The sequence below is a fragment of the Pseudomonas sp. Irchel 3F3 genome, from assembly GCF_900187545.1.
Classification (GTDB): Bacteria; Pseudomonadota; Gammaproteobacteria; order Pseudomonadales; family Pseudomonadaceae; genus Aquipseudomonas; species Aquipseudomonas fortuita.
Genome location: NZ_FYDS01000007.1, coordinates 424219 through 442102 on the forward strand (window position 1 = coordinate 424219; position 17884 = coordinate 442102).

Annotated in this window: 16 protein-coding genes; 8 read left to right on the plus strand and 8 right to left on the minus strand. The window is 60.7% G+C overall.

What is annotated here, in order from left to right; genetic code table 11:
* Positions 1-8: 8 nt before the first annotated feature.
* The 7 genes from CKW35_RS18090 to CKW35_RS18120 all read right to left on the minus strand — a co-directional run bounded on the left by CKW35_RS18090 (position 9) and on the right by CKW35_RS18120 (position 6632).
* A complete protein-coding gene (locus tag CKW35_RS18090) occupies positions 9-1142 on the minus strand; it encodes a M23 family metallopeptidase (protein WP_095116520.1) in 1134 nt (377 codons plus the stop codon).
* Positions 1143-1155: 13 nt separating this feature from the next.
* Positions 1156-2331, minus strand: coding sequence for a hypothetical protein (locus CKW35_RS18095; RefSeq protein ID WP_016489267.1), 1176 nt, complete (start codon positions 2329-2331; stop codon positions 1156-1158).
* Between the two features lie 7 nt (positions 2332-2338).
* Positions 2339-3475, minus strand: coding sequence for a hypothetical protein (locus CKW35_RS18100; RefSeq protein ID WP_016489266.1), 1137 nt, complete (start codon positions 3473-3475; stop codon positions 2339-2341).
* Position 3476: 1 nt separating this feature from the next.
* A complete protein-coding gene (locus tag CKW35_RS18105; RefSeq protein WP_016489265.1) occupies positions 3477-4232 on the minus strand; it encodes a hypothetical protein in 756 nt (251 codons plus the stop codon).
* Positions 4233-4244: 12 nt separating this feature from the next.
* A complete protein-coding gene (locus tag CKW35_RS18110) occupies positions 4245-5090 on the minus strand; it encodes a hypothetical protein (RefSeq protein WP_016489264.1) in 846 nt (281 codons plus the stop codon).
* Positions 5083-5601: a type IV secretion protein IcmW gene (locus CKW35_RS18115; RefSeq protein WP_095116522.1), complete on the minus strand. Its 519-nt coding sequence runs from the start codon at positions 5599-5601 to the stop codon at positions 5083-5085. Before CKW35_RS18115 ends, CKW35_RS18110 begins: the two co-directional genes overlap by 8 nt.
* Before the next feature lie 260 nt (positions 5602-5861).
* Positions 5862-6632: a nuclease-related domain-containing protein gene (locus CKW35_RS18120; protein WP_023047583.1), complete on the minus strand. Its 771-nt coding sequence runs from the start codon at positions 6630-6632 to the stop codon at positions 5862-5864.
* Between the two features lie 174 nt (positions 6633-6806).
* On the opposite strand from CKW35_RS18120, the gene CKW35_RS18125 reads away from it, so the two are divergent.
* Entirely contained in the window at positions 6807-9200 is a 2394-nt protein-coding gene (locus CKW35_RS18125; protein ID WP_095116524.1) for a TonB-dependent siderophore receptor, read from the plus strand.
* 96 nt (positions 9201-9296) lie between these two features.
* Here CKW35_RS18125 and CKW35_RS18130 read toward each other — a convergent pair whose 3' ends face one another.
* The gene (locus CKW35_RS18130; RefSeq protein ID WP_016489260.1) at positions 9297-9944 is read right to left on the minus strand and encodes a TetR/AcrR family transcriptional regulator; all 648 of its coding nucleotides are present in this window, start codon (positions 9942-9944) and stop codon (positions 9297-9299) included.
* A gap of 122 nt (positions 9945-10066) precedes the next feature.
* On the opposite strand from CKW35_RS18130, the gene CKW35_RS18135 reads away from it, so the two are divergent.
* The 7 genes from CKW35_RS18135 (at position 10067) to CKW35_RS18165 (ending at position 17683) form a co-directional block, all read left to right on the plus strand.
* Positions 10067-12103: an NADH:flavin oxidoreductase gene (locus CKW35_RS18135; RefSeq protein ID WP_095116526.1), complete on the plus strand. Its 2037-nt coding sequence runs from the start codon at positions 10067-10069 to the stop codon at positions 12101-12103.
* A 100-nt stretch (positions 12104-12203) separates the two neighbouring features.
* Positions 12204-13511: a Xaa-Pro peptidase family protein gene (locus CKW35_RS18140; RefSeq protein ID WP_095116528.1), complete on the plus strand. Its 1308-nt coding sequence runs from the start codon at positions 12204-12206 to the stop codon at positions 13509-13511.
* Between the two features lie 13 nt (positions 13512-13524).
* Entirely contained in the window at positions 13525-14334 is an 810-nt protein-coding gene (locus tag CKW35_RS18145) for an amino acid ABC transporter ATP-binding protein (RefSeq protein ID WP_095116530.1), read from the plus strand.
* Positions 14334-14975, plus strand: a complete 642-nt coding sequence (locus CKW35_RS18150) for an amino acid ABC transporter permease (RefSeq protein WP_095116531.1) — start codon at positions 14334-14336, stop codon at positions 14973-14975. Before CKW35_RS18145 ends, CKW35_RS18150 begins: the two co-directional genes overlap by 1 nt.
* Positions 14972-15631: an amino acid ABC transporter permease gene (locus CKW35_RS18155; RefSeq protein WP_095116533.1), complete on the plus strand. Its 660-nt coding sequence runs from the start codon at positions 14972-14974 to the stop codon at positions 15629-15631. Before CKW35_RS18150 ends, CKW35_RS18155 begins: the two co-directional genes overlap by 4 nt.
* Before the next feature lie 58 nt (positions 15632-15689).
* Complete coding sequence (locus CKW35_RS18160) at positions 15690-16523, plus strand: ABC transporter substrate-binding protein (protein WP_016489254.1); 834 nt, start codon at positions 15690-15692, stop codon at positions 16521-16523.
* Between the two features lie 152 nt (positions 16524-16675).
* Positions 16676-17683 carry an Ldh family oxidoreductase gene (locus CKW35_RS18165; RefSeq protein ID WP_095116560.1) on the plus strand — a complete coding sequence of 336 codons (1008 nt, stop codon included), beginning with the start codon at positions 16676-16678 and terminating at the stop codon, positions 17681-17683.
* Positions 17684-17884: the final 201 nt, after the last annotated feature.

Sequence of the window (17884 nt, forward strand, 5' to 3'; positions counted from 1 at the left end):
GCGCCGCATTATTCAATGGATCTGGACACAGCTCCTTTCTGAGCACGCTGGTGCGCCCATTCGGTCTGTGCCCTTTGACCTGCCAATTTCTGCGACGCGTAAACGGCAAGCAATGCTTCAACTTTTTCCTTTTTGCGATAAATCGCTTCCGACAAGTAGTTGCTGACACCTATCGCCCGGTTGTAGTCAACCCATAGCGCGCGGCTGGAAACATGGGTGATGCTGTTGTTCCACTCGGCATCGCTGAACCGTCGGGAGGCTTCGGTCATCATCATTTCCGAAACCGACATGGTGTCGTAACCACCGATGGGTGGCGTCGGCAAGGCACCATAGCCATCGGCGTCGGACAAGTACATCGGTGGCGTCTTGCCGTCAGCCTCTGCCAGCGCCGCATCGGCATTGGCCGCTGCCACTTGCACGGGCTCGGCTGTGGAGTCTGGCGCAACGCCGCCTGAAGGTACATTGCCGAACAGGATCTCGTGCTGTGCCTTGGTATCCTTGCCCAGGATGCGCTGATGCTCCGGGTGACCATCCTGAATGGGGTAAGTTTGGCAGAAATAGGGTGCCGGGTCAGTCTTCCAGCCAATGCCGTCCTGACGCTTGAACACCGGTGGCAGCTGCGCGGGGTTGAATGGCCCGCGCTGTGCGTTTTCGGTGAATGCCTTGGCCCTGGCGGCGTCTTTGGTGGAGGTGCCGTAGGTGAAGTGCAAATGCTTGGTCATCGAGCTGCTGGGGGTATTGCCCGAAAGGCCCAGCTGCTGCCCGGGTTTGACCTGGGCCTTGCGCTTTACGCCGTTGGCAAAGCCGCTAAGGTGGTAGTAGGCGACGATGTCGCCGTTGGCCCGCTTGATCAGCACGGCGTTACCCGCAGAACCTAGCGCCCCGGCGAAGGTGATTTCGCCCTCGGTGGTGGCATAGACCGGTTGCGACGCGCCACTGGTGGAAAAGTCCAGGCCGTCGTGCATGTGCGCTTTCTGGTTGGCCGAGCCAAAGTTGCCCGAGCCACCACCACGGAATTTGCCGAAACGACCAGAAACAACTTCCTTGTCGGTTGGCGATACCATGCAGGTGTCTGCAACGGCACTGTGGGCGCAGGCCAGCACGCCCAATGTCACAACGCCGCGCAAGATCGTTTTTTTCATCCCTTGCGCTCCGTCACTTCACGCTCTGCTGCATGTTCTGCCTGGCAGCATCCGTTGCCGCTTTGCTGGTCAGGGTCTGGCCGCCAGCTGTGCTGACGTTCATCGATACCAGCGACGCCAACTGAGCTTCCATGTTTTCGTACTGCCGGTACTGCTTTTCCTGGATGGCCAGGTCCAGCGCCTTGATCTTCAGCAACTCGACCAATGCACCACGCTCGTTCTGTGCCGCCATGACCCGCGCCCAGCTGTCGTACTCCGCCGTGTTGCCCGAATAGCGCTTCACTTCGTTACGGAAATGCACTGCCAACGGCAGGTCGGTACCTGTTTCCTTGCCTTCAACGCCTGAGTAGTCGAGCTGGATCGCCTTGAGGCTGGACAGCGCAGGTGAAACCAGTGCGTCCTTGCGGGCTTTGGAAAGGGAGTAATCCTCGGCGGCAGACGATTTGCCCGCCGACGACGGGACCGGGCCGTCTGGCAGGCCGGCAACGTTGTTCACGAACCCGACCTTTGCCTTGTACAGGGTTTCGTTTTCCATGGCGGGTTCGAACAAGGTGGCGACGGTGAGGTCGGCGCCCGGCATCGTCCCCACCGATTTGCACAGGCCAGAGTCTGCCTGGTCCTGGGTGCAGAACGGCTTGCGTGCTTCTATCAGTGCCGTCTGGGCGCTGATAGGTTCGGCGTAGGTGCCCGGTGCGGCCACGATCTCGGCCTTGACCCGCTGGCGAACCTCGGTGCCCATGTCGGCATCCCGGTTGCTGATCAGCGTACGGGTCGAGAAAATCTTGCAGGGCGAATAGCCTTGCCCGAACTCGCCGCCGTAGTCGAAGCGCGCCTGTTTTACCCGCTGTGTCTGGGCCAGTACGTTGAGTGCCGTCGCTGTCTGCTGCGCTGCATTGCGCCCGGCCTCGGCAACCGTGTTGGCTGCAAGGGCTTTCTGCTTGGTCATTACCGCAATGGCCGACGTCAGGCGTTGGCTTTCGGTTTCAAGCAAGGCAGAGAGGGACGCATCGACAGCAGAAACGGCCGCGTTGAGCGTCTGGGTAGCCGTCGTGAATGCGGGGGCTACGGTAGTTTCCTGGTATTGCGGAGGGCAATAGGCCCAGGCCAGTGTGGAGGTCAGGGCCAGCGATACGCCGAATGAAACCTTCCATCTGCGCGCATCGCGTGTTTCGTCGAAATCCTTTTTCATGGCTACCTCACTTTACCGACCGTGCAGCGGTTTCAGACAATACCTTCTGGTACCGCGCTTCCAGCGTGGCGTCGAGGCTGTCGGAGGAGGCGACCACCAGCGTTGCCAGGTTGGCGAGCAGGCGTTGGTTCTGCTCGTACTGTTGCTGATGAATCCATACCTCAAGCCCACCCATCTTGGCCGCCTCTACCAGCAACCCGCGCTGGGTCTGGCGTGCCAGGTTGCCTGACCATTGTTCCGCTTCCTTTCCACCGAAGTACTGGTTTACGCGCAGCTTGAGCACTTCATTGGGTGACTTGTTGCCGAAGCCCGCGCTGCGGGTGTTGGCTGCGTTGATCATCGACAGGCTGTAGGCCGGTACCGAGAGCAGCGAGTCCTTGCGATTTTTCTGCACCATGTAGGTTTCACCGGCAGGCGTCGCACCGGCCTCTTTGCTCAGCGCCTGATCTGGCGGGCCCATTACATGCTGGATATAGGCCGTGCGTGCCTCGGTGGTCAGCGAGTTTTCGTCCGCAGGCTCGAACAGCAACGCTGCGTTCGTATCGCCGCCTGGCAAGGTGCTGAGCGTGCACAGGCCGGCATTGGCTTCAGCTTCGGTACAGAACTTGTCGCGATGCTGCTTGAGCCGTTGCTGCATGGCCTGGCCCGTCGAGGCAACCAGGCGCCCTGGCGATGCGTCCAGTTCACCAACCGAGGCTTTGGCCTTGGCCGCCATGGTGCTGAAGGCGATGTCCATCGACTTGTTCTTGGCCACCGTGCCGCAAGGGTCAAAGCCCTGGCCGGTCGCTGCGTTGAAGTCGAGGTAGGCTTTGGCAACGGCCGTGTTCTGCTGCTGGGCGCGGATGGCGTTGACCAGTTGCTCGGATGTCTGCCGGTTGTTGTCTGCTACCACGTTGGCAGACAGCGCTTCCTGCTTGGTGGCAATGGCCACCGCCGAAATGATCTGCTCGAACTTGTACGACATCTGGGTACCGAAGCTCGTGCCAAAGGCCGCTATGTTGGTGGACACGCTTGTTGTAAGCGCAGCTATCTGGGCTGCGGTCCAGGCTTCTGCCGGGCCGAAGCCATACAACGCGCCATACGAAACACTCGAGAGCATCGTCGAGCCTGCGACGATGCTGGCCAGTTTGAGCCGAAAATTCATATCACTGCCCTGTGAGCATTGGCACGCGACGGTCCGTCACCTGCCCAACAAGAGAATTGGCAGCCATCGCGCTCATCGCCGAGGCAGCGAGCTGTTGCGACTGGGCGTCATTGCAGGCCACCGAGGTGCAGTCGATGTGCGCTTCGGCACGTTGGTCGGTGATCATCGCGGTATAGGCGTAGGCTGCCGCCTCGCCTTCAGGGGCGAGGGTCTTTTCGCTGAACGGCCCTGCGTAGTCCACGTCCCAGCCCTGCATGCCGTTGGCATTGAGCGCGCACATACCCTGCCTGGCTTCGGACACCGTGCAATAGGTATCCCGGTGCATGGCCAGGGTGGCCTGGTCGGCACCCGCCCTGGAGCCGACCCGCTGTGAGGCATAGGTGGCCATCAGCCGCGCTGCATCCTTGTCACGCTGTGATACCGCCTCGACGAAAAGCTTGCCCTGCTCCTGGGCGGTGCACTTGATGGTCACCGGCTGCCCGACTGCGGAGTCGAACGAGGTCGCGGCTTTCATCACCCGGTCGGACATGTCGATGGCCCCTACCGCGTTGGCAAGCTGCTTCTTCGAATCGCTGTCCATTTGCGAGACAACGTTGGCCGACAGCGCGGTCTGCTTGACCGTCACCGACCAGGCACTCATTTCTGTCTGCATGGTGCTGATGAAGGTCAGCACCGAGGCCCAGGACAGCGCCTGGGCCGGCAGCGCAGTTGCCCCCAGCCCAAGGCCCACGGCCAGAACTGCCGCGACTTTTTTCATTGCCGGCCCCCTTTAGTTGAACAGGCCGGCAGCCGAGCTGGATGACCCGCTGCTGCTACTGGAAGAGGAGCTGCCGGTGCTGCTCGAAGAGGTGTCAGGTGCGGGGCTGGGCGCCGGTGCCACGGCTCGGGTTGCCGCCGCGCTGCCGGTCGTGGTGCCGCTGCCGGTGCTGGCGCCACCACCAAAGTCGGTCTGTACGTAGTTGAACGGGTTTACATCCACCGTGTAGGTGGCCTCGTACCCGGCGGCGGCGTTGTGGTAGCCGCTGCCCAGTTGTGGGTCGAGCGTGCTCATGCCCTTGCTGACCAGGCCATTGGTAAGGCCATTCAGGTCGCCCAGAGAAGTACCACTGCTGACCTTGCCGATGGCCTGGTTGATCGGGCTGGTCACCATCGAGGCAACCTGCTGGATCGCGGTGCAGACCTTTTTCTGTGCGTACTGCAGCACGGCAGCCTGGGCCGAGGCCAGGATGCTGCCCAGGCTCGGGATCGAGCCGGACAGGTCGAACAGGCTGCTCAAACCGCCGAAGCAGTCTGCCGTGGCACTGAACAGCGACTCGACATTTGGCGTTGCCGACGCCAGCTCGGTATGGATTTTCAGTGCGTCACTGATGGAGGCGCCAATGGTGCCTTCCTTGGTGCCTTCGGCGCAGGCTTCGGCGTCGGCCTTGATGGCTTCGGCCACCACCGAGTCTTGTTGTGAAATCAAGTTGCTGGAGGTGGCGCCCAGGCTACTGGTTGCCGCAACAGCCGGCCCGGCCAGCAACAGCCAGGCCCCCAGCACGCCGCCCATGACTGCGCGTTTGCCCACAGATTTGCCCACTGCCACAGCGACAGGGTTCAGTCGTCCGTCATACATCTGCGTAACTCTCCATGATCTGTGATATCTCGCGCAGCCGCTCCCCGGAGAAAATCTCGCTGAGCAGGTGAGCCTTGCTGAACGCCTCCAGCCGGCGGCGAAATGCCGTGAGCTCTGCCGGCTGCGACAAGTCGCCAGCCAGCAGGGGGGCCAGCGCGCCGGTGAATGCGATGTTGCGCTGTGCCACATACCGCACCAGGTACATGCAGCGCGAAGAGGTGAGGTGGGCCAGCAGCTCGGTGAAGGGTTGTGGAACCTGGTGCAGGACGAGTGCGTAGGCTTCGACGAAGGCCTGGATTTCTTGCATCAGCAACTGGATTTCGAACTGCTGCGCAGGGGCATCCTCATCGAAATCCACCGCCCAGCGGTCAAGCCGATCCATGCTCATCAGGAAACCCACCAGCTGGGCGTTGCGCGACGACTTGGCAAAATGCCCCAGAACGCCGTGTGCCGTGAGGTCCAGCTGATCGATCGGCGGTGTGCCCGCGTCGGAGGTTGTGTATTCGTCCATTCCCTGCACTCGCTTAAAGCATACTGAAATACGCTAAAATGCATCCTGTTTCTAATTCTGTATCAAAAATGCTGGCGTATCAACTTTTTGACATGGCGAGGCCCGGGAAAAATTTTGGCAATTGGCCATTATTTCCGGGTAGTTGCGAGGATTTCATGTGGCGCCAGCAGGGCAGCTGGCGCGTTATGGGGTGATGGGTGGGCGGTTAGCGCAGCACTACCAAGAGCTGAAAAGGGCAGACCTTAGCGAGGAGTTAGCAGCTAGAGACTCTGCATGATTCTGCATTTGGGGAATGCTGAGCAGCCCCAGAACTGCTGCCCCACCTTTGCGCCTGACTTGAAGGTTCTGATCAGCAGCGCATTGCCACACTTTGGGCACTGCCGTTCTGCGCTCGGGTCGCTACGGCGTTTGAGGTTCTGCACATGCTCGCGATGAGTTGCCAGGGTTGGTGCACGGCGTCCGGTTTGCAGGGCTTGCAGCATGGCGTCTACATCGGCCTCGCTGAACACCGGTTGCTCGAATGATTTCATGTAGCGAATGAACGTGCTGCCTTGAGTGACGTTGGCTGGCATCTCGGTCTTGAAGGTGCTGTCGCCAACAAAGGTGATCACTGAGTGCAGGTGCTCGGGGCTGACGTTCAGTGTCGCTTCCAATGCCTTCAGGTGCTTGTAGTTCTGTCGCAGCGGGTTCTGGAATTTGAAGGTGCGTTTGTAGAGCTTCTGTGTCCACTGGGCCTGCTTCTCGCCACCAAAGATCCAGCCGCTCATGTTTTTGGTTTCCAGCACGAAGATACCGTAGATCGAGACAAAGACATGGTCGATCTGCGTCGTGCCGTCAGGTGTATCCAGTGTGATGTTGTGCAGGCGGCGGTAAGTGTTTTCGTCCAGCTTCAGCCATGCGAAATAGCGCACCAGCAGTTCACCAAGGTACCCCTTGGTTTCTGGCCTTTTGAGGATTAGCAGCAGAACGACGAGGGGGATGAACCAACTCAGGGTTGTCCAGTGCTGGCTAATGATTGCAGTGAAATCCATTTCTTGACGCTCCATAGATGCTTGACCTTGTGGATTTTACCGAATCAGGCGAGGTGCCACGACGGCCTTGTCCCGAATTGAAAAATAAATGAGGTGATTTCTCATTCTCGTCCGGCCTGTAGAGAAGGCCGGATTACAGGCCACCCCGCCGACCCTCTTACACGGAGCGAGAGAATGAGTTCTACCCCGGTTCCACAGCGCCATCCACTGAGCCGTGCCTTGCACGCGGCACTGTTCGGTTTGATGGTCAGCAGCTACGCACTGCCGTCGCTGGCGCAGCCTTTGAGCGCTGATCACGACACCCCGCTCAAGCAGTGGAACATTCCTGCCGGCCCGCTGGCGCCCGCACTGGACCGCTTTGCGCGTGAAGCGGGTATCAGCCTGTCGTTCGATGCGCAGAGCGTGGCCAACCGCAATACCCAAGGGGTGCAGGGTGCGCTGGATACCCCGTCGGCATTAGCGCGGCTGTTGCAGGGGACCGACCTGCAGCCCGAGCAGCAAAGCCAGGCTGCCTACCTGGTGGTACCGCAACCCCAGCCTGCCGGCCCGCTGGAGCTGGGCGCGACCGAGGACTACCGCCTGGCGCCCGTCATCATCAATGCCAAGGTCAAGGCCAGTGCCGACGATGACACCCACTCGGTGGTTGCCAAGGAACTGTGGGTGGGCGGCAAGGTGGCGACCAGCATCCTCAACACGCCAGCCTCCGTGTCGGTGGTGACCAACAAGGAAATGCAGCAGCGCAGCGTCAGCACTACTGAAGAGGCGCTGCAATACACCCCAGGTGTGGTCAGCGACTTCTACGGCTCGGACGACCGCAACGACTACTTCCAGATCCGCGGCTTCCAGGCCACCACCTACCGTGACGGCCTGACCTTGAGCTCGATGCGCGGTGTGCGCGAAGACCCGTTCGCCTACGAGCGCATCGAAATTCTGCGCGGCGCCAACTCCACCCTGTTCGGCCCGGCAGACCCAGGCGGCTCGGTCAACTTCGTGACCAAACAGCCGCGCTTCGAAAAATTTGGCCAGGGCTACGTGACCTACGGCTCCTATGACCATGCCGAAACCGGTATCGATGTAGGCGACGCCCTGAACGACGAACAGACGCTGGCCGGCCGCTTCACTGCCAAGATGCAGAACAGCGACCGTGAGTACGACCATTCGCAGGACGACAACCGCTTCGTGATGGGCGGCCTGACCTGGGCGCCTACCGACTTCACTTCGGCCACGGTGATCCTCGACTACCTGAAGACCAACAGCTCGCCAAACAGCGGTGGCTACCCACTGGACAAGGAATACGACCGCAGCGATTTCTACGGCGAGCCCGGCTACAACTTCCACGATGTCGAGCGCACCAGCCTCAGCGGCAACATCACCCACGACTTCGATAACGGCTTCACGCTGCGCGGCAACCTGCGCTACAGCGAGTTGAGCGATGACTTTGGCTATGTCTATCTGAGCGACAGCGCTTCGCGGGTTAGTACCACCCTGCCGCGCTATGTATTCGGAACTGACAGCGATGCCGATCAGCTCAACGGTAACCTGATGCTGCAATACGATGCCCAGTTCGAGCACATCGACAGCAGCACCCTGGTGGGTGTGGAATACCTCGACTCCACCACCAAGCAGAGCTCCGTATACAGCCTGGCGCCCTCCATCGATATCGCCAACCCAGTGTTCACCGGCGTGCCGGGCGGCATCACGCCCTATACCCGCAAGAAGAACGACGCCACCACCAAGGCCGTGTTCCTGCAGCAGAACCTGTCCTTCCATGACCGCTTGATCGCTACAGCGGGTGTGCGTAATGACTCCATGGACCTGTCCAGCACGGAGTACGTCGGCGGGGTGAGCAAGCAAAGCGACAACTTCTCTGAAACGTCCTACCGTGGCGCGCTGACTTACATCGTCAACGATGAAGTCTCCACTTATGTGAGCATGGTGGAATCGGTTTCGCCGCCGCAGGTGGGCGTAACGCCGCAGACCGGCAGGCAGTACGAAGTGGGTGTGAAGTACTCGCCACTGGGCATGGATGCGTTGTTCTCTGCCGCCGTTTATGACCTGACCCAGGAAAACGTCACCATCGCCGTGGTGCTGCCGAGTGGCATCATCGAGCAGCAGACGGTGGGCGAGTCACGTGCCCGTGGCCTGGACCTGGAAGCCAAGGCGCAAGTCACGCAAAACCTCAGCCTGATCGGTGCCTATTCCTACATGGAAACCGAGGTGCTGCGCGGTGCGCTGTATGACGGCAGTTCGCTCAAGGGCAAGGAATTCACTGTGGCGCCGAAGCATACGGCTTCGCTGTGGAGCTACTACGACATTGCCAACACTGATGTGAGCGTTGGTCTGGGTGCCAGGTACGTTGGTGGCTATTACATGGATGCTGCCAACACCAAGAAGAGCGACGGCACCACGCTGTTTGACGCGGCGCTGAACTACAAGATTGCCAAGGGGACTGACCTTGCCCTGAATGTCAGCAACCTGTTTGACGAGCAGCATGTGGTGGGGTCGGGGACGGCGAACTATTACAACCCGGGGCGTGAGGTGACGGCGAAGGTGAGTTACAGCTGGTAATACGGCTAGCGGATGGCACGGGTTGCGCCCTGTTCACGGGCAAACCCGTGGCCACAGGGGCGCAAATCCTGAAGCTTGCAAAGGCCCCGGTGTTTGTCAGGCGCTCAAATCGGCACTACTAAAACCGTTGCGCTGATAAAAGCGCTCCAGCTCACGGGCTTCCGGCTCCCTGCCGGTAAAAATCTTCAGGTACTCGGGGATGTAGCGCATGCGCTGAGCCAGCGGCTCCCGGGTTTTCATGCTGATGTAGCCGATTTGCGTAAGGTAGATCGACCGGGCGCGGGTAATCGCAGCATCGTTTTCAAAGCCGAAACGGTCGAACATCTGCCGTAACGCCTCGACGCGCTGCGCGTCTGCCTGGCCGATTTCCTGCGCCACTTCCGGTGACTGCAGCGCCCAGCTGCGCATGGCGAACTCGAATTGCGAGTCGAACAGTTCGCTGTTCAGCCAGCAGTCGAAGACGTTGAGAATCGCCTCGGTGATGGACTCGGCATAGGCCTGGGACTGGGTCACCAGGTTGAAGGTGTTCTTGTTTTTCCACTGCTCGATCAAGGCTACGAGCAGGGCATCGCGGTCTTCGAAAAACCAGTAGAAGCTGGTGCGCGACAAATTCAGTTTTTTTGCCAGCGGCATCACGCGCACGGCATCGACACCTGACTCAGTCAGGCTTTCATAAGCCGCATTAAGCCAGCTTTCCAGTGAGCCTCGGCCTGCGGGTTCCGCCTTTGAGGTGGCGCCTTTCATGGGCATTTCTCCCTTTTCAATCTGCTGTTTGTGGCAACTGTACACCATCGTCAAGAGTATTGACACCTGTGTACAGAGGGGCATATTGTCGGCTTGCCTGATGACCTGTTTGCGAGACCGATATGAAAAACGATCCGCTACTTCAGCCTTATCGCCTCAAGCATCTGACCCTGCGCAACCGCATCATCACCACGTCCCACGAACCGGCTTACCCGGAAGACGGGATGCCGAAAAAGCTCTATCGGGCCTACCACGTCGAGCGTGCCAAAGCCGGTGTAGCCATGACCATGACCGCAGGCTCCGCCGCGATCTCCCGTGACAGCCCGCCCGTGTTCAACAACATTCTGGCCTACAAGGATGAAGTGGTCGGCTGGATGAAAGACCTGACTGACGAGTGCCACGAACATGGCGCGGCGGTGATGATCCAGCTTACTCACCTGGGCCGGCGTACCCGCTGGGACAAAGGCGACTGGCTACCGGTGGTGTCGCCCTCCCACAATCAGGAGCCCGCACACCGCGCCTTCCCCAAGCAGCTGGAACATTGGGACATCGACCGCATCATTCGCGACTATGCCGATGCCGCCGAACGCATGAAGGCCGCCGGCCTGGACGGCATCGAGCTACAAGCCTACGGCCACTTGATGGACCAGTTCTGGTCGCCCCTGACCAATGAACTGGAAGGGCCTTACGGCGGCTCGCTGCAAAACCGCCTGCGCTTCACCTTCGATGTGCTCACGGCCATTCGCAAACGCGTGGGCCCGGACTTTATTGTCGGCATCCGTTACACCGGGGACGAAGTGCTTGCCGGTGGGCTGCAAAAAGAGGAGGGCTTGCAGATCTCTCAACTGTTGAAAGACAGTGGCATGATCGACTTCCTCAATGTGATCCGCGGCAATATCGCCACCGACGCCGGGCTGACCGACATCATCCCGATCCAGGGCATGCGCAATGCGCCGCACCTGGACTTTGCCGGTGAAATCAGGGCGCTGACCGGCTTCCCGACCTTCCATGCAGCGAAGATCCCCGACGTGGCCACAGCGCGTCATGCCATTGCCTCGGGGTTGGTGGACATGGTCGGCATGACCCGCGCGCACATGACCGACCCGCACATCGTGCGCAAGATCATCGAAGGCCGTGAAGACGATATCCGCCCATGCGTGGGCGCCAACTATTGCCTGGACCGCATTTACAACGCTGGTGCTGCGTACTGCATCCACAACGCCGCGACCGGGCGTGAAACCACCATGCCCCATGAAATACCCAAGGCGGTGCACAAGCGCAAAGTGGTGATTGTGGGCGCTGGCCCTGGTGGCCTGGAGGCGGCACGTGTGGCAGCAGAGCGCGGCCACGAGGTGGTGGTGTACGAGCTGGCGGACAAACCCGGCGGGCAGATTCGCCTGACCGCGCAGTCCGAGCGGCGCAAAGAAATGATCAGCATCATCGATTGGCGTATGGCGCAATGCGAGCGCCTTGGCGTGACGTTCCACTTCAACACCTGGGCAGACACCGCGGTTGTGCTCGATGAAAATGCCGACGTGGTGATCGTGGCGACCGGGGGCATGCCGCACACCGAAGTGCTGGCACACGGCAATCAGTACCTGGTTTCAAGCTGGGACATCATTTCTGGCGATGTGAAGCCTGGGCGCAATGTGCTGGTGTACGACGATGCGGGCGACCATGCCGGCCTGCAAGCCGCCGAGTTCATAGCCCGCAGTGGCGCCAAGACTGAAATCATGACCCCCGACCGTTCGTTCGCGCCAGAAGTCATGGGCATGAACCTGGTGCCCTACATGCGCGCGTTACAGCACCTGGACACCACCTTTACCGTCACCTACCGGCTCAAGGCGGTGGAGAAACAAGGCGACCAATTGCTGGCCACGATCGGCACCGATTACAGCGACCTGACTAAAACGCGCCTGGTGGACCAGGTGGTGGTCAACCACGGCACCCGGCCGCTGGACGAGCTGTATTTCGAACTCAAACCCATGGCCAGCAACGAAGGCGCCGTGGAGTACATGGACCTGATTGTCGGCAAGCCGCAAACCGTTGTCAGCAACCCCGACGGGCGCTTCCAATTGTTCCGCATTGGTGATGCAGTGGCGTCGCGCAATACCCATGCGGCCATCTACGATGCCCTGCGGCTGGTCAAGGACCTGTAGCTACTGTGTGTTGCCCACAACAATAAAGACAGCCGTCACCCGATTTAGAAACCTTTAGTTACTGCCCCGAAAGTTGGTCTGACTCAGCGGAGGTTGTTGCATGCAAACGGGTTCTGATTCCATTGAGCTGCTCACGGCGTTAACCGAACGCGACCTGCGCTTTCGCAGCGATGCCAAAGTCACTGAACATGCCATCGCGCCGGTCGACACGGCGTTACTCGATGCCTATGCCGCCATCGACCGCAAAGCCTTGCGCCATTACCGCCTGGAGCGCATTCGCGAGCAACTGCGCGCCCAGGATTACGCCGGCATTCTGTTGGCCGACCCGATCAATATTCGCTATGCCACCGACACCAATAACCTTGGTTTGTGGGTGATGCACTCGCCCAGCCGCTATGTGTTCGTGGCCACCGACGGCCCGGTGGTGCTGTTCGAGTTCACCAGCAGCCGGCACAACAGCGAGCACGTTGAAACCATCGATGAAATTCGCCCGGCGATTCCCTGGCTGTATTTTCTTGCCGGCCCCCGCGTGCAGGAAAAAGCCGAGCGCTGGGCACAGGAGGTGGCAGACCTGATGGCCCGCCACGCTGGCGGCAACCGCCGCTTGGCGGTGGACCGCTGCGACCCTTGGGGTGCCCAGCGCCTGACGCAACAGGGCATTGAACTGTTCGATGCGCAGCCCTTGATGGAGCAGGCACGCTTGATCAAATCGGCGGAAGAAGTGGCCAGCCACCGGGTGTCCATGGGCGTGTGCGACCTGGCCATTGCCCGCATGCGCACAAGCCTGGTGCCAGGGGTTACCGAAAACCAGCTGTGGAGCATCATGCACGGCACCAACGTCGCGCACGGCGGCGAGTGGGCCGAAAGCCGCTTGCTCAGTTCCGGGCCGCGCACCAATCCGTGGTTTCAGGACGCCACCGCCAAGGTCATCAAGGCAGGTGAAATGGTCTGCTTCGACACCGACATGGTCGGACCCGGCGGTTACCTTTCAGACATCTCGCGCAGCTTCATCTGCCCCGGCAAGGCGCCGACCATGGCCCAACGCGACTTGCTCGACATCGCCTCGCAGCAGATCAATCACAACGTCGAGCTGCTGCGCCCAGGCCTGTCCTTCCGCGAGTTCGCCGAACACTGCTGGCCGGTGCCCAAGCGCTTTGAGCACAACCGCTACATGATGATGCTGCACGGCGTCGGGCTGGTGGACGAGTACCCCAGCGTCGCCTACGCCGTGGATTTCGCCGAGTGGGGCTACGACGGCCTGTTCCAGGAAAACATGGTGGTGTCGGTGGAAAGTTACATCGGTGAGCAAGGCGGTGGGGAAGGGGTGAAGCTCGAAGAACAGGTGCTGATCAGCGCCAACGGGCCGATCAAACTCTCGCGCACGCCCTTAGTCGACGGCGATCGATAGCTGGAGCAAAACCATGAGCAGCATGACCGTGATTGAAACCGCACCCACCTTGGCGCCGCGGCCGGTGGCCAGCGCCGAACCGTTCTTGCGCCTGGAGGGCATTCATAAACAGTTTGGCCCTTACCCCGTGTTGCACGACGTGTGTTTTGAAATGAACAAGGGCGAGGTGGTGGCCATTATCGGCCCCAGCGGGTCGGGCAAAAGTACCTTGCTGCGCTGCATCAACCAACTGGAGCCGCCGACCAAGGGGCGGGTCAGCATGGATGGCGTGCACATCGAAGCGGGCAAGGCGTTGCCCCGTACCGAGCTGCTCAAGTTGCGCCGGCGCATTGGCATGGTGTTCCAGTCGTTCAATCTGTTCCCGCACCTGACGGTGCTGCGCAACGTCAGCCTGGCGCAAATCCGCACCCTGGGCCGCAGCCCCAAAGACGCCGACGCCCGCTCCTTGCAACTGCTCGAACGCGTCGGGCTGGCCGACAAAGCCCAGCATTATCCGGCGCGCTGTTCCGGTGGCCAGCAGCAACGCATCGCCATCGCCCGCGCCCTGGCATTGGACCCTGAGCTGATGCTGTTCGATGAGCCGACCTCGGCGCTGGACCCCGAGCTGGGCCTGGAGGTGCTGGCGGTGATGAAAGAGCTGGCCAGCGAAGGCATGTCGATGATTGTGGTAACCCACGAGATGCACTTCGCCGAAACCGTGTCTGACCGTGTGGTGGTGATGGCTGACGGGCGCATCATCGAGCACGGGCCAAGCCAGCAGGTGATGCGCGAGCCCCAGCATGAGCGGGTGGTGCAGTTTCTCCAGGCCGTGAGGAATCGCTGATGCAAGACATCCTGATGATGCTGTTGAACGGCGTACCCTGGACCATTGCCGTAACCGTGCTCGCATTCTGTGTGGGCGTAGTGCTGGCGTTTCCGATCTGTGCCCTGCGCATGTCCAGGGTCAAGATGCTGAGTGTGCTGGCTGCCATGCTGGTACTGACCCTGCGCTCGATCCCCCCGATTGTCTGGTTGTTTTTCATCTTTTTCGGCATCGGTGGCGGCTATGTCAGCCTGTCGCCGTTTACCGCAGCGGTGGTTGGCCTGGGGCTGATTACGGCGGCGCACATGTCCGAGGTATACCGCGGTGCGTTCGCGGCGATTCCTGCCGGCCAGTTCGAAGCCGCCTACGCGCTTAACCTGTCGGCGCCGCAACGGTTTTTCGATGTGGTGTTGCCGCAGTTGGTGCGCATCGCCATTCCCACCTCAGCCACCTACGCCATTGGCCTGCTGAAGGATTCGGCCGTGGCCTCGACCATTGGCGTGGGTGATATCAGCTTTCAGGCTTACCAGGTTTCACAGCAAACCTTTCAGGGCCTGAGCGTCTACAGCGCGGCGGCGGTGGTGTACCTGGTGCTCAGCGTGCCAGTGGCCCTGTGCTCACGTTGGCTGTCGGCCACGTTGAAACAGAGGATTGCCCGATGAGCGAACTGTTGACGATGTGGGCGCAATGGTTGCCAGAATTGTGGAAGGGCTTTGTGCTGTCGATGCAGGTGACAGCGGTGAGCCTGGGCCTGGGCGTTGTGCTGGGCCTGTTGCTGGCCATGGGCGTTTCGGCGCCGAACCGCTGGTTGCGTTACCCCTCCCTGGTAGTGGTAGAGCTGGGGCGTGGTGCACCGGCATTGATCCTGCTGCAGTATTTCTACTTCGGCCTGCCCAGCGTCAACCTGACCCTTACCTCGTTCTGGGCCGCTGCGCTGGCCATGGCGTACTGCACGGCGGCCTACACCAGTGAAATCATCCGCGGTGGCATCGAGTCGGTGGCCGCAGGGCAAACCGAGGCGGCCGAAGTGATCGGCCTCAACCGGTTCGACGCGCTGCGCTTTGTGATCCTGCCTCAGGCCTTGCGGGTGGCGCTGCCATCACTGCTGGGGTTCTCCATCATGATGTTCCAGGCCTCGTCGCTGTGTTTCACCATCGCCCTGCCAGAAATTGTCAGCCGGGCATCCTCCATTGGTTCCTCCACGTTCGAGTACATGCCAGTGCTGATACTGGCCGGTTTGATGTATGCCGCTGTCTGTGCCCCGGCGACCCTGGGCGTGGCAGCGCTGGAAAAAAGACTGGCCCCCAGCCAGCCATAACAACAAATGCCACTCGCGCCGATTTCGGCTGCTGCTCTCTTAATGCAAAGGTGACGTCATGACTCGCTCATTCAAACGTTTTACCCGTTGGATGTTCTTGTGCTCGACCTTGGCCGGCGCCCCGTACGCCCTGGCCGAATGCACCCCCGCGAACCAGTTTGAAACCATCACCCCGGGTGTACTCACCGTGGCGGCGTACGTGTTCCCGCCCTACTCGATACCGGGGCCCAACAACCAGTTGAGCGGCGTGGATGGCGAGATCATCAAGCGCATCGCCGAGCGCGAATGCCTTAAAGTCAAAACCATGGTGGTGGACACCGCAGCCGTCGTCCAGGCGGTGGTGGCAAAGCGTGCCGATGTCGGCATTGGCGATTGGTATCGCACGGCAGAGCGCAGCAAGGCATTGGGCTTGTCGGCACCGTTGTACCTGGACGTGATGGGCATTATTTCGGATGAGGGTTACACCAAGATTTCCGAACTGGATGGCAAGCGTATCGGCACCGTGCAGGGCTACCTGTGGGTGGACGATTTGAAGAAGGCCTTTGGCGATAACCTGGTGCTCTACCCAAACCCCGTGGCCATGGCCCAGGACTTGGCGTCCAGGCGCATCCAGGTTGGCGCGGACAGCTTCGCGGTGGCCGTTTCTTCGCAGCAGAAGGGCGGCTACCCCGGCAAGAGCATCAAGGTGTCCGAGCCCGATCAACGGGTCAAGGCCACGCTTGAGCCCGGGCAGAGTGCCTTCCCGTACACCAAGGCCAACGCAGCCTTGGGCGAGGCGCTGGGCAAGAACATCCAGGCCTTGCACGCCTCGGGCGAAATCGCAGAAATCCTCGCCACGTTTGGTCTGGACCGCGAGGCTGCAAAAGTGGGTGAGCCAAGGATGATTCAGTAAAGACAATCAAATCCCGTAGGCGCGGCTTTAGCCGCGAATGAACGCACCGCGAGCTCTCAGGAATGACGCGTCATCGTTCATTCGCGGCTACCGCCGCCCTTGCAGGTTCGCTGGCTGCGGCACACCTTCAACCCGAGAGCACCAAAGCCCCCATGGACGACGACAAACCCGAAAAGCGCCTGTCGCTGACCGATGCCACCACCTTCGCACGCCAGCTGTGCCTGGCCCACGGCACCAGCTACGCCGTGGCCACGGCGCTTGCCAACGCCACCGTATCAGCCCAGGCCCATGGCCAACACGAAGTCGGTTTCGGCCATTTGCCTGACTACCTCAGCGGCTTTGCCACCGGCCGAATCGCCCCGGCTGCCGAGCCCATCGTGACGCAGGTCGCGCCGGCCATGATCCGCTGCGACGCGGCCCGAGGGATCGCGCAACTGGGGTTCGATCGCGCTTTCCCACAGCTGTGCAGCAATGCGCATCAACTGGGTATTGCCCTGTTTGCGCAGTTCAACGCTTTTACCTGTGGCGAGTTGGGTTATTACACCCGCCGCCTGGCGCGCGAGGGGCTGGTCGCGTTGGCGTTTACCAATGGCCCTCCGCTGCTCACCGTGGCGGGGCAGCGCAGACCGCTGTATTCCACCAACCCGATCGCATTTGCAGCGGCCAGTGCAGCGGGGCGGTTACTGGCGATTGACCAGGCCAGCAGTGCCACGGCCTACGTGAACCTGCTGCGGGCGGCTGAAGCGGGGGAGGCGATACCGGCAGGCTGGGCGGTTGATGCGCAAGGCAATGAAACGTGTAGTGCGCGGGAGGCATTGCGTGGGACGTTGCTGGCGTTTGGGGGTGGGCGGGGGGCTAACATTGCGTTGATGGTTGAGGTGCTTGCGGCGGGGGTGACGGGGGCCAATTGGTCGTTGGATGCAGGCGATTTTCGGGCTGGTAGCGAATCGCCGGGGGCTGGGATGCTGGTGATTGGGATTGCGCCCAGGTTGTTGGACGAGTGCTTTGCTTCACGGTTGGGTGAGCAGATGAGCCGGCTTGAAGGCTTGGGTGTTTACCTGCCGGGCAAGGGGAAGGAGCAAGCTTATGCTCGTGCGGTTCGTGAGGGGATCAGCTTGCCGTTAGCGGCGTACCAAGCGTTTAGGGGGCGGGTGGGATAGGCATACACTTTGCTGCTGGCGGCTGCACTAGACAACGCTCAAGGGCAGTGGTCAAGCTGGGGGAGTCTTTGATGCCTAGCAAATCGGTATGTTCGGACTGCAGGTGCACTGCAGCTGCTGGGTCCTTTGAGCTATGGAGGCTTAAGATAGATAGTGATTATCAGATGGGGCTTACACACCATTTGTGACATTAGATGGTCG